General features: G+C 50.8%; 9 protein-coding genes, 3 rRNA genes and 1 riboswitch. Of the genes, 9 read left to right on the forward strand and 3 right to left on the reverse strand.

The window, feature by feature from the left end:
• The 3 genes from AC0LWT_RS34755 to rrf (AC0LWT_RS34765) all read left to right on the forward strand — a co-directional run.
• A 23S ribosomal RNA gene (locus AC0LWT_RS34755) occupies positions 1-142 on the forward strand; the annotation flags it as partial.
• Positions 143-241: 99 nt separating this feature from the next.
• A 5S ribosomal RNA gene (gene rrf / locus AC0LWT_RS34760) occupies positions 242-358 on the forward strand.
• Position 359: 1 nt separating this feature from the next.
• Positions 360-453, forward strand: a 5S ribosomal RNA gene (gene rrf / locus AC0LWT_RS34765).
• Between the two features lie 126 nt (positions 454-579).
• On the opposite strand, the gene AC0LWT_RS34770 is transcribed toward rrf (AC0LWT_RS34765), so the two are convergent.
• From AC0LWT_RS34770 to AC0LWT_RS34780, 3 genes are read right to left on the reverse strand one after another with little or no spacing between them, the layout of a single operon-like run.
• Positions 580-1,728: an FtsW/RodA/SpoVE family cell cycle protein gene (locus AC0LWT_RS34770; RefSeq protein WP_474686243.1), complete on the reverse strand. Its 1,149-nt coding sequence runs from the start codon at positions 1,726-1,728 to the stop codon at positions 580-582.
• 30 nt (positions 1,729-1,758) lie between these two features.
• Positions 1,759-3,063: an ABC transporter ATP-binding protein gene (locus AC0LWT_RS34775; protein WP_474686245.1), complete on the reverse strand. Its 1,305-nt coding sequence runs from the start codon at positions 3,061-3,063 to the stop codon at positions 1,759-1,761.
• A 13-nt stretch (positions 3,064-3,076) separates the two neighbouring features.
• Positions 3,077-4,801 carry an ABC transporter permease gene (locus tag AC0LWT_RS34780; protein WP_474686247.1) on the reverse strand — a complete coding sequence of 575 codons (1,725 nt, stop codon included), beginning with the start codon at positions 4,799-4,801 and terminating at the stop codon, positions 3,077-3,079.
• A gap of 330 nt (positions 4,802-5,131) precedes the next feature.
• A riboswitch (M-box (ykoK) riboswitch) is annotated at positions 5,132-5,306 on the reverse strand.
• A gap of 253 nt (positions 5,307-5,559) precedes the next feature.
• Here AC0LWT_RS34780 and AC0LWT_RS34785 point away from each other — a divergent pair.
• The 6 genes from AC0LWT_RS34785 (at position 5,560) to disA (ending at position 12,787) form a co-directional block, all read left to right on the forward strand.
• Complete coding sequence (locus AC0LWT_RS34785) at positions 5,560-6,021, forward strand: CtsR family transcriptional regulator (RefSeq protein ID WP_474686249.1); 462 nt, start codon at positions 5,560-5,562, stop codon at positions 6,019-6,021.
• A 16-nt stretch (positions 6,022-6,037) separates the two neighbouring features.
• Entirely contained in the window at positions 6,038-6,550 is a 513-nt protein-coding gene (gene mcsA / locus AC0LWT_RS34790) for a protein-arginine kinase activator protein McsA (protein WP_474686251.1), read from the forward strand.
• Between the two features lie 24 nt (positions 6,551-6,574).
• Positions 6,575-7,636, forward strand: a complete 1,062-nt coding sequence (gene mcsB, locus AC0LWT_RS34795; RefSeq protein ID WP_474686253.1) for a protein-arginine kinase McsB — start codon at positions 6,575-6,577, stop codon at positions 7,634-7,636.
• Positions 7,637-7,693: 57 nt separating this feature from the next.
• On the forward strand, positions 7,694-10,135 hold the full coding sequence (gene clpC / locus AC0LWT_RS34800; protein WP_474686255.1) for an ATP-dependent protease ATP-binding subunit ClpC: 2,442 nt from the start codon (positions 7,694-7,696) through the stop codon (positions 10,133-10,135).
• A 164-nt stretch (positions 10,136-10,299) separates the two neighbouring features.
• Positions 10,300-11,667 (forward strand): DNA repair protein RadA, encoded by a 1,368-nt coding sequence (gene radA / locus AC0LWT_RS34805; protein ID WP_474686257.1) that lies wholly within the window; start codon positions 10,300-10,302, stop codon positions 11,665-11,667.
• 40 nt (positions 11,668-11,707) lie between these two features.
• Positions 11,708-12,787 carry a DNA integrity scanning diadenylate cyclase DisA gene (gene disA, locus AC0LWT_RS34810; RefSeq protein ID WP_474686260.1) on the forward strand — a complete coding sequence of 360 codons (1,080 nt, stop codon included), beginning with the start codon at positions 11,708-11,710 and terminating at the stop codon, positions 12,785-12,787.
• The last annotated feature ends 85 nt before the right edge of the window (positions 12,788-12,872 follow it).

Here is a 12,872-nt window from a genome sequence, read left to right on the forward strand (position 1 = left end):
AGCATCTAAGCGTGAAGCCCCCCTCAAGATGAGATTTCCCAGTATGTAAGACCCCTTGTAGACGACGAGGTAGATAGGTTCGAGGTGGAAGCGCGGCAACGTGTGCAGCTGACGAATACTAATCGGTCGAGGGCTTAACCTATACAATTCAACTCACACTTTACGCAAGTTTCGTATCTAGTTTTCAGGGTGCAAGTCAGCCTGAGGAGTTTGATTGATGTTTCCTGGCAGAAACATCCTGTTTGGTGATGATGGCGGAGGGGATCCACGCGTTCCCATCTCGAACACGACCGTTAAGCCCTCCAGCGTCGATGGTACTTGAACCGAAGGGTTCTGGGAGAGTAGAACGTTGCCAAGCNGCGGAGGGGATCCACGCGTTCCCATCTCGAACACGACCGTTAAGCCCTCCAGCGTCGATGGTACTTGAACCGAAGGGTTCTGGGAGAGTAGAACGTTGCCAAGCACTGCAAATAGCCTTCTTGAGAAAACAATCTCAAGAAGGCTATTTTTGTATCCGGCCGAAGAGAAACGCCCCCGAAAGGGCCGCCCCCCGACGACATTCAGAGGCGGACAATATTTTCATTTTTCCCCGAAATGAAAAGGTTTTGATTGATGCACGACGATGCTGAGGACCAGCCCCATGGACAGCATGTTGCTCATTAAAGAACTTCCTCCATAGCTGACAAAAGGGAGCGCGATTCCCGTAAGCGGCATTAACCCGGTATGCATGGCGATATTCTCAAAAATTTGCAGCGTAAACATCGATACCACGCCGATAATTATATAAGATCCGGCTAAATCCTCGCATCTGATCGCAATAAGAATCATTCGATAAATCAGTAGAAAATAGAGCAGCAGCAGCACGGCTGAGCCTATGAAGCCGAATTCCTCACCGATAACGACATAAATCGAGTCGGCATAATCATAAGGGATATATCCGCTTTGCACCATTTTGCCCTTGAGGTAGCCTTCGCCCATAAGCTGGCCGGAACTGACTGCTCTCATGGAATTGACAACATGATAACTTTGATCCGGATCCAGAGTCGGGTCCAGAAAGGTCTGAATTCTGTGAAGCTGGTGTGTTTTTATGATTTTGTTGAAAACAGGCGTGTCTACGAAATATAAGGCCGTTATGCTGCCGACAATTACGATAAAGGTGATAAAGCCGATAAGTCCATGTTTTACACGAATCATGCCGATCCACAACATGCCGATCAATATGCAAATAAAAACGATCGATGTCCCCATATCGGGCTGATCCATGATGAGCAGAAACGGTATGCCTACAATGGCCAGCATTGGAACGATATCTCGAAAGAATCGCAGATAGTCGCCGCTGCGTTTTTCAATCATTTTCGCCAACAGCAGGATGACGAATACTTTGGCCAGCTCCGACGGCTGAAATTGCATGAAATGAAGGTTAATCCAACGTTGGGACCCGTTAATATTCATCCCTTTAAACTTGACGAAAACTAGCAAAAGGACGCTGAATATATAAAGATATACGGATAAGTGGCGCACGATACCCCTGTAATCGATCATGGCGAGGGCCAACATGGGCACAAACAAGACGGCAAACATAACCAAATTCGATATATGCAGCCCGGCATACTTCGTGTTATTCGTGGCGCTATAAATTGCAATCGTGCTGATCGCCATAAAACATATCAATAAGGAGATAATAACAGGGTCTAATTTTTTCGCTCTTAGCAGCAGTTCCTGGAGCATGCGCCACCCTTCCTTTCATTTGTTTCCGGGTTACATATTTTCTGATGCTGCAGTTGCATCGTGTTCAAGATAGAGGTTTTTCGCTTTTTCGTCATAGGCGTACAATTCGGCGTACCGTCCCCAGTCAATCAAAATGTCCAACTGATGGGCGGCTTCTTCCGAACCAAAGTGCTTTTCAAAAATTTCCACGAAAAATTCCCGCTCCATTTTGTTATTGGACTTGGAATGCAAGATCCAGATGATTTTTTCAATCATGGGGACGTGATGCAGCACCTGTTTTTTGAAAATTTCTTTCCTGTCCAGAACGCTGGCATCGGCAAAATGGCGCCCAATCTCCGTTAATTCGATATCTCCGTGTTGTATGCTGGCAAACCCGAGCATCTGCGCGGCTTCGACAATGGGCAAAAAGTCTTCAAGATTCAGGCTTAATTGATCGGCCAGCTTATATAAATCGACCGTTTTCCCGAGATCGTCGATCAATTCGATAAATCCCGTTAATGCACCGGCCGGCACTTTCGGCACTTTTTCGATCTTTTTCTTTTGCCCGCCAAACGGTTCATCCTGCTTCATTTCGCGTTTGGTCAAAATAGAATAAATTTTGTCGACAAGGCCTGTAAAGTGCGGCTCCTGCTTGTTTCGCCAATGAGGCATGGAAATGGGAATATCGGCGATGACCCGGGCAGGGTCGCGAGACAGGACGATGGCCCGATCGGACATGTACACCGCTTCTTCGATGCTGTGCGTGACCATAATAATGGACTTCGTAGGAATCTTTTTTTCCGTCCACAGTTCAAGCAAGTCGCGTTTGAGGTTCTCCGCGGTCAGAACGTCCAAGGCCGAAAAAGGCTCATCCATCAGCAAAATGTCGGGCTCCATCACTAAAGCGCGGCCAATGCCGACACGCTGCCTCATCCCTCCCGACAGTTCTTTCGGATAGGCACTTTCGAATCCGTCCAATCCGACCATATCGATGATCGAGAGGGCTTTGCGCATTTTGTCCGCTTCCGTCAGCGGTTTATTTTCAAGCCCCAGTTTTACGTTCTCCAGAACGGTCAGCCACGGAAAAAGCGCAAAAGACTGAAAGACCATGCCGACTCCGGGATTAGTCCCCCGTACTTCTTTACCGTTATAAAAGACGGCTCCCTGAGAGGGAGGGATGAGCCCGGCAATGATTCGAAGCAGAGTGGATTTGCCCGAACCGGATGGACCCAGGATGGAGACAAACTCGCCTTCCGTTATTTTCAGATGGATATCCTCCAGGATGTTGGCGCCGGCCGAGCCCGGCATATCGTAATGTTTGAGAACTTGCTGCAGTTCGATCAATGCATGTTTCATGGTGAAGACACCTCTATTCCAAATGATATTTTTTCTCGGAGACGGCGTACAGCTTGCGCCACACCAAGCGATTGACCAGAACGACCAGCAGGCACATCACGATAATTCCCCAAATGATTTGCGGCCAATCTCCTTTGGTTGTCGCCTCGGTAATGAATGTTCCTAACCCGGACGCTTGCAGGTTGTTGTTTTTCCACGAGACGAGCTCGGATACGATGCTTGCGTTCCAAGCGCCGCCGCTGGCGGTTATGCATCCCGTAATCAGAAAAGGAAATATGCTCGGCAAAATTAACTTCACCCATGTTTGTAGACGCGACAAACGCAAAATAGATGCAGCTTCTTTCAAATCGGAAGGAATGGCCATCGCTCCGGCGATGACGTTGAACAGGATGTACCACTGCGTTCCCAGCATCATGAGAGGAACAGCGCCGATATCCATGCTGATCCCAAGCTTCAGGTACAGGATGGCGAACAACGGGAAAGCCATATTGGCCGGAAAAGAAGCGAGGACCTGCACAACAGGCTGAGCAATCCTGGATAGTTTGGGACTCATCCCGATCATGACCCCGACCGGAACCGTCCATGCTGCGGCCAGCAGCGTTGCCACGAATACGCGAAGAGCCGTTAAAAGCCCGAGTCCGACAACCCGCAACAATTCCTTCCAGCTTAACTGTACGATTTCGAGCAGAGCTTCATACACATACCTCGCGACGAACAAAATGATGACGATTCCGATTAGCCGGACCGCTATTTTGGATGCGAGTGCAGGCGGTTTCGGCCAATGGATGGCGGCGCTTCGCTTTTTGAAACGACTGCTTAGGTCGTGAAAAAAGGTTCCGGCGGCATGATTAGCGTAGCGAACGAATCTGGCGCGTTTGAGGATATCGTATACCCAGGATTGCGGCACTTCGCCCGCTTCCGTTTGCTCGTTCTTGAATTTTTGCGCCCAAGCGACGATCGGCCGCCAGAACAGCTGGTCTACCAGAATAATCAGAATGACCATAGTGATAATGGCGTATACAATGGCTTTCACGTTTCCTTGATCGGCGGCCAAAGCCATGTAAGAGCCGATGCCGGGCAGATGAATGTCTTGATTGAGCACGCTGATCGATTCGCTGGCCGCGAGAAAAAACCAGCCTCCGCCGAAAGACATCATGCTGTTCCACACGAGCCCCAACATGGAAAAGGGCACTTCGAGCTTGGTAAAGCGCGGCCACCGGCCAAGCCGGTGAATGCTGGCTGCTTCGTCCAGCGCCCGCGGTATCGTTGTCAGCGAGTGGTAGAAGCTGAATGTCATATTCCATACCTGACCGGTGAATATGGCAAAGATCGAAGCACATTCGACGCCGAGCAGACTGCCGGGAAAAAGCGCCATGAACATCAAGACGGTTGCCGACAGGAAACCGAGCACAGGCACGGATTGCAGGATGTCGAGCGCAGGGATCATAATTTTCTCGGCAATCCGGTTATTCGCGGCGATTCGCCCGTATACGAACGTAAACAATAGCGAAGCGCCGAAGGCGATGAACATTCTCAAAAGCGAGCGCCCCGCGTAATAAGGAAGCAGATAGGGGTCAAGGTTCATAACAGGCTGCTGGCTTGGAGAAAATGGGGCGCGCATACCGGCGCCAAGCTGGGCAGCCATATAAAGAATGGACATAAGCATGAGAAAGACGATGATGTCCGCCAAACCGAACTTACGTTTGCTGTTGATGGTGGAGAAGCCGTTCCATTTCATCGTGATAACCCCCTTTGGGCGAAATAAAAAAACTCTCCCCTGCAATTGGCAGGAGGAGAGCGCAAATATTCCATCTATTCAGGTTGATTATCAGATGAATCAGCGGCAGAACAAGCCCTTGGGCAAGCCGGGCTTTGAACATGCTTGATGACGATCTGAGGGTACGCTGAATAATGGATGCACACGTTTCCTAGCTAACAATGCATATGGCAAGCTATTCATCTGTCGCATTCGACTACTACTGTCCATTTCCAGTTTCCCCCCTTTGTACATACAATATGAAAGCCCTCAGGGATTGGTCCCAGAGGGCATGCGTTTACAAGGCAATAAAACGGCTCCCCCTAGTCCAGTTTTGACACTATACAACGTAAAGCGAACGTTCGTTCGCTTAGCCACCTTAAGAAAAGCCTTAATCCGGCAGTTCCTGTTCTACCCATTGGCATCTTTCGATATTTCCGGGCAGTGGCCTATGTTTGTATAGGAGCCTCACCTAACGAGGACATATTTAATTCCTTTGAAATCGTACTCCTAAGTACGCTTGCTTGTCAATAGCAAAAAAAGCAAAAAAGAATCAATTGGAAAGCGCCGTGACGTTAAGTTGGAGTAATTTTGTAAATACTGAGTGTAGAGCCGCAAATCAGGCGCAAAATACTTTTTAACAGCAACACTTGTCAAAAAGAAAGGAAATGATTATAATTTAGTTAAGGTCAAAGAAAGTCAAAGTCAATTTACTTCTAGAATTCTGGGAGGATGAATTGATGCGTAATGTTTCAGAAATTATCGAGCAGTACTTGAAACAAGTTTTGCTGCAAAGTCCCGAAGGAGCGATCGAGATTCAGCGCAATGAGCTTGCCGATCAGTTCCAATGCGTTCCGTCCCAAATCAACTACGTTATCAGCACCCGGTTTACTTTGGAGAAGGGATACATTGTGGAGAGCAAGCGCGGGGGCGGCGGCTATATTCGCATCCAGAAAATCGAGCTGCGTCAGCACGGCTCCATACTCGATCACATTTTTCGAACGATTCACACTCACATAGATCAGGTCGCCTCCGAGGGACTTATTTATCAGCTGCAGGAAGGCCATTTTATTTCTGCACGTGAGGCCAATCTGATCAAGGCGGCCATCTCCAGGGATGTGCTGACATTCGAGCTCCCGCTGCGGGATGAAATCCGCGCTAATATTCTTAAGGCAATGCTGATATCCTTGCTGAGCAAATGAGGGAGGGGTACACTTTATGATTTGTCAGGAGTGCGGCAAACGGCCGGCGACGCTTCATTTCACCAAGATCATAAACGGCGACAAAAACGAGTTTCACATTTGCGAAACTTGCGCCCGCGAGAAGGGCGAGATGATTCCGGGCTCTTCCAACGGATTTTCCATCCACAATTTGTTGTCGGGACTTCTGGATTTTGAGCCTTCGTCGGTCGCTTCTGCCAAGCCGCAGTCGGTGCGCTGCGAACATTGCGGTCTCACCTACACCCAATTCAGCAAACTCGGGCGATTCGGCTGCGGTTCATGCTACCAAAGCTTTTCGGAGAAATTAGATCCTCTGTTCAAAAGAGTGCACGGCAACACGGTTCATGTAGGCAAAGTTCCCAAACGCACTGGAGGACTTGTTCAATACAAGCGGGAAATCGAAAGTCTCAAAAAGGAAATGATGACCCGCATCGAAAGCGAAGAGTTCGAGCAGGCGGCTAAAATCCGCGATCAAATTCGGGAAATCGAAAAGAAGATCGCCGGAAATTAGGGTCTTGAGGAGGGTATGATTTCAATGGCGCTGCATCGTTTTACAGGAGATGCTTTAAGCGAATGGATGAAGGGGGACGGGCCGGAATCCGATATTGTCATCAGCAGTCGGATACGCATTGCCCGCAACCTCAAGGATTATCCTTATCCCATGCTCGCGACGAATCAGCAATCGGAGGAAGTGCTTGATCGGCTCTCTGGGGTTTTGGACAACGAAGAGCTGGAAACGATCAGTCATTTTTCGCTGATTCCGTTGTCGGAGCTTAACGAGCTGGAGCGGATGGTGCTGGTGGAAAAGCACTTGATCAGCCCGAATCTGGCGAACGAATCCAGGAATGGAGCCGTCATATTAAGCGAGAATGAATCTATCAGCATTATGATCAACGAAGAAGACCATTTGCGGATCCAGTGCTTGTGTCCCGGATTTCAGATTAAAGAAGTATGGGATTTGGCCAATCAGCTTGACGATATTTTTGAATCCCAGCTTGATTACGGGTATGATGAGAAAAGAGGCTATCTGACGAGCTGTCCTACGAATGTGGGCACAGGGATTCGGGCTTCCGTCATGATGCATCTCCCCGCGCTCGTGCTCACCCAACAAATCAACCGGATTTTATCGGCGGTTACACAAGTTGGGCTGACCGTTAGAGGATTATACGGGGAAGGCAGCGAAGCTTTAGGTAATCTGTTTCAAATCTCCAACCAGATTACGTTGGGCCAGTCGGAAGACGAGATCATCGACAATCTTTTTAGCGTAGCGCGGCAAATTATCGAGCATGAACGCGCCGCAAGGCATAAGCTAATGCAAGAATCCAAAATGCGCATCATCGACCGCGTCAACCGCTCCCTCGGGATATTATCCTATGCGGGGATTATGGACTCGAAGGAAGCGGCCCAACGATTGTCGGATGTGAGGCTGGGCATTGACGTTGGGATCATCAACAATGTTTCATCCAACATTCTCAATGAACTGCTGGTGATGACGCAGCCCGGATTTTTGCAGCAGAGCGCGGGAGAAAAGTTGTCCGCCGAAGACCGCGACATCCGCAGGGCGGAATTGATCCGGGAAAAATTCGGCCGCTATTAAAGGCAGCATCATCCTTTGGGTTTTCCATAGATATATTACTTTTGGAGGTGTTTCTCTATGATGTTTGGAAGATTTACGGAACGAGCGCAAAAGGTTCTCTCCTTAGCTCAAGAAGAGGCCGTTCGGTTGGGGCACAACAATATTGGAACTGAGCATATTTTACTCGGACTGATCCGTGAAGGCGAGGGGATTGCAGCCAAAGCGCTGATTGCACTGGGCCTGGGGCTTGAGAAGATCCAGGACGAAGTGGAATCCTTGATTGGCCGCGGTCAAGAACAGCCGACCAACATCGCGTACACGCCGAGAGCAAAGAAAGTCATTGAGCTTTCTATGGACGAAGCCAGAAAATTAGGCCATACTTACGTAGGAACCGAGCACATTTTACTCGGGCTCATTCGCGAAGGCGAAGGGGTCGCGGCGCGTGTGCTGAACAACCTCGGCGTCAGCCTGAATAAAGCGCGCCAGCAAGTGCTGCAGCTGCTCGGCAGCAGCGAAACCGTATCACCGAGCCACGGCGCTAATCCGAATGTGAACACGCCGACGCTTGACGGTTTGGCCAGAGACCTCACCGCATTTGCGAAAGAGGGCCATTTGGATCCGGTTATCGGGCGCAGCAAGGAAATCGAGCGCGTCATTCAAGTGCTGAGCCGCAGAACGAAAAACAATCCGGTCCTGATCGGGGAACCGGGCGTCGGTAAAACGGCGATTGCCGAAGGCTTGGCGCAAAAAATCATCAACAATGAAATTCCGGAAACGTTGAAAGATAAAAGGGTCATGACCCTCGATATGGGCTCGGTCGTTGCGGGAACCAAGTACCGCGGCGAGTTCGAAGACCGGCTCAAAAAGATTATGGACGAGATTCGCCAAGCGGGCAATATCGTGTTGTTCATTGACGAGCTGCACACTTTGATCGGCGCAGGCGGGGCGGAAGGCGCGATCGATGCGTCGAACATCCTGAAGCCGGCGCTGGCGAGAGGCGAGCTGCAGTGCATCGGGGCGACTACGCTGGACGAATACCGCAAATATATCGAGAAAGATGCAGCGCTCGAGCGCCGTTTCCAACCGATTACGGTAGACCAGCCGTCTCCTGACGAAGCGATTCAAATTCTTCACGGGCTCCGCGACCGTTACGAAGCGCATCACCGCGTGAAAATTACGGATGCGGCTATCGAGGAAGCGGTGAAGCTGTCCGACCGCTATATCACCGACCGTTTCCTGCCGGATAAGGCGATTGACCTTATTGACGAGGCCAGCTCCAAAGTAAGGCTGCGTTCCTACACGATTCCGCCTAGCTTGAAACAGTTGGAAAATAAGCTGGATGATATCCGCAAGGAAAAAGATGCGGCCGTGCAAAGCCAGGAGTTCGAAAAAGCGGCCGGCCTGCGCGATACCGAGCAAAAACTTCGCGAGGAACTGGATTCCACGCGAAACGAGTGGAAAGAAAAACAAGGCCGTCTGGATACCGAAGTGACTCCGGAGGATATCGCTCAGGTCGTTGCAAGCTGGACGGGAATTCCGGTCAGCAAACTGGCCGAAGAAGAGACCGAGCGTCTGCTCAAAATGGAAGACATTTTGCATGAGCGCGTAATCGGTCAAGAAGAGGCGGTCAAAGCGGTAAGCCGCGCCATCCGCCGCGCCAGAGCCGGTCTGAAAGATCCGAAGCGCCCGATGGGCTCCTTCATCTTCCTTGGACCAACCGGCGTAGGTAAAACGGAACTGGCACGCGCCCTGGCGGAATCGCTGTTCGGCGATCAAAACGCCGTCATTCGCATCGATATGTCCGAGTACATGGAGAAGCACTCCACATCCCGCCTGGTAGGAGCGCCTCCGGGGTATGTCGGATATGAGGAAGGCGGCCAGCTTACTGAAAAAGTGCGCCGCAAACCATACTCGGTCGTCCTGCTTGACGAGATCGAGAAAGCTCATCCTGAAGTGTTCAACATCCTGCTTCAAGTGCTGGAGGACGGACGCCTGACGGATTCCAAAGGCCGCACCGTCGATTTCCGCAACACGTTGATCATCATGACGTCCAACGTGGGCGCGGAGATGATCAAGAAAAACTCCACGCTCGGCTTTACGGCCGTGCAGGATGCCGGCAAAGAATACTCCAACATGAAAGACAAAGTGATGGGCGAGCTGAAGAAAAGCTTCCGTCCGGAGTTCCTGAACCGGATCGACGAGATCATCGTCTTCCACTCTCTGGATGAGCAGCATATCGCTCAAATCGTTAGCCTGATGGCGGACGATCTGCGCAAGCGCCTGAAAGAGCAGGAAGTGGACTTCAACCTTACGGACAAAGCGAAAATGTTCCTTGCCAAAGAAGGCTTTGACCCGACTTACGGGGCAAGACCGCTGCGCAGAGCGATTCAAAAGCATATCGAGGACCGGCTGTCCGAGGAGCTGCTCAGAGGCAATATCTCCAAAGGCGATTCCTTAACCATCGACGAAAAAGAAGGCGAGCTTGTCGTCCTTCGCGGCGAAGGCGTAACAGCCCAATAATGTTCCTGAAAAGCATTTTGCTCCATCCGTTGCGGTGGCGGCAAAATGCTTTTTCTTTCGTATATTTTTCATCGGCCCTTTCACACACTTAGCAAAAGTGGTAAACTTTTATTGGTAAGTATAGCCAGATATTTCCGCATGTCTTATAAGGGAGCAAGTGCATAATGAGCAAACAGAAGACGAAATTTTGCTGCCAGGAGTGCGGCTACGAATCGCCGAAATGGATGGGCAAATGCCCAGGCTGCCAATCGTGGAACACGATGGTTGAAGAAGTGGAAACCGTTGTTCGCACCCAGGGGATGAATTCCTCTTTCGCCAGAACGAAAGAAAAGCCCACCCCTATCATACATATCGAGAGCAGCCCTGAGCCGAGAGTATTGACGAATAACCAGGAATTGAACCGCGTGTTGGGCGGAGGCATCGTTCCCGGTTCCCTGATTCTCGTCGGAGGAGACCCGGGGATCGGCAAGTCGACGCTGCTGCTGCAAACTTCATTCGCGCTTACGCAAGCCGGGCAGAAAGTGCTTTATATATCCGGAGAGGAATCGGTTAAGCAAACGAAGCTGCGGGCTGACCGCCTGGAAGCGTCGTCGCCGCTGCTGTATGTGCTCTGCGAAACGAATCTGGAGCTGATCGAAGAGGCGATTCAGGAAACGGATCCCGATTTTTTGGTCATTGACTCCATTCAAACGGTTTATCATCCGGCTATTGCGTCCGCTCCGGGCACGGTTGGCCAAGTTCGTGAATGCACAGGCCATTTTATGAGAATTGCTAAAGGCAAAGGAATTGCAACGGTCCTCGTCGGTCACGTCACGAAGGAAGGGGCCATTGCAGGACCGAGAATGCTGGAGCACATGGTTGATTGCGTGCTGTACTTCGAGGGCGAGCGGCATCATTCCTATCGCTTGCTGAGAGCGGTGAAGAACCGTTTTGGTTCGACCAATGAAATCGGCATCTTTGAAATGCAGGAAGCGGGACTTGTCGAAGTCAGCAATCCGTCGGAGCTGTTCCTGTCCGAACGGCCGCTCGGGGTGGCGGGTTCCACGGTTGTAGCGAGTATGGAAGGAACCCGGCCTGTGCTCGTCGAAATTCAGGCATTAGTATCAACTACGAATTTTCCATCCCCGCGCAGAATGGCTACGGGCATCGATCATAACCGGCTTTCGCTGATTATGGCGGTGCTGGAGAAGCGCATGGGGCTTTTCCTGCAAAATCAGGACGCCTACCTGAATGTAGCTGGCGGCGTCAAACTGGATGAGCCTGCAGTCGATCTGGCTGTGGCGATCAGTATAGCCTCTTCTTTCAAGGACCAGCCGACCCGGCCGTATGACGTTGTGTTTGGGGAGATCGGCTTGACGGGCGAAGTGCGCGGCGTTTCCCGCATTGATCAGCGGGTGAAAGAGGCGCAGAAGCTGGGCTTCCGCAGAGTCATTATGCCGGAGAAAAGCTTGAAGGGATGGACGCATCCCCCCGGAATGGAGATTATCGGAGTAAACACGGTATCAGAGGCACTAGCAGCGGCGCTGGGTTGACTCGCCTGCATGGAGCCAGCCAGTCATCAGGAGGAATAAAATGAGCAAAGAAGAGACGAAGCGGGACGTAATGAGCCAGTTGCTGCAAATGGTAGCCCCTGGTACCGCGTTCAGAGACGGATTGGAAAATGTCCTGCGTGCCAAAACGGGAGGACTGATTGTCGTCGGCTATAGTCCGGAAGTGATGGAAATCGTAGACGGCGGCTTTTCGATTGATTGCGATTTCTCGCCCAATTACCTCTACGAGCTAGCAAAGATGGACGGGGCGATTATTTTAAGCGAAGATATAAAAAGAATATTGTATGCGAACACGCAGCTGATTCCGGACTCGTCGATCCAGTCGTCCGAAACAGGCATCCGGCATCGGACCGCCGAGCGGGTGGCTAAGCAGACGAACAAGCTCGTCGTTTCGATCTCGCAAAGGCGTAATGTCATAACGCTGTATCAAGGCAATTTGCGCTATGCGCTGAAAGATATCGGCGTTATTTTGACCAAGGCGAATCAGGCGATTCAGACGCTGGAACGGTACAAAGTGGTGCTGGATCAATCGCTCACCAATTTGGGCGCGTCGGAATTCGAAGAGCTGGTTACTTTGCACGATGTGACCAACGTCATCGCCCGGTTCGAGATGGTGCTTAGAATCAGGGCCGAAATCAACCGGTACATCAACGAGCTTGGCAATGAGGGCCGTCTAATCAGCATGCAGCTCGAAGAACTGGTCGGCAATTCGGAGTTGGAGGCGCGACTGCTGATCAAAGATTACGTCCGCGACCTATCGGATGACAAGGTCAAAGACGTGTTGACGGGGCTGAAGCGCCTCTCGTCGGATGAGCTTTTGGAACCTCAACAAATTATCCGCCTGCTGGGCTACTCACATACGAATGCGATTGCGGAAGAGCCCGTATCGCCCAGAGGGTTCAGAATGCTCGGCAAAATCCCGCGGCTTCCCTCGATCATTATTGCCAATCTGGTCGAGAAATTCGGCTACCTGCCGCATATGATGATGGCAACCATCGAGGAGCTGGATGAAGTCGACGGCATCGGAGAGGTCAGAGCGCGCGCGATCAAGGAAGGTTTGAAGCGAATTCAGGAACAAGTCTTCATTGACAGACATATTTAAAGTAGATACAATCATAAAGTATCATTGTTGAGGTTTTATTAAGGCGTGAATTAGGGTATAGTAAATCCAGAGGTGGACAAAAACA

The sequence above is a fragment of the Paenibacillus sp. sgz302164 genome (assembly GCF_056120505.1).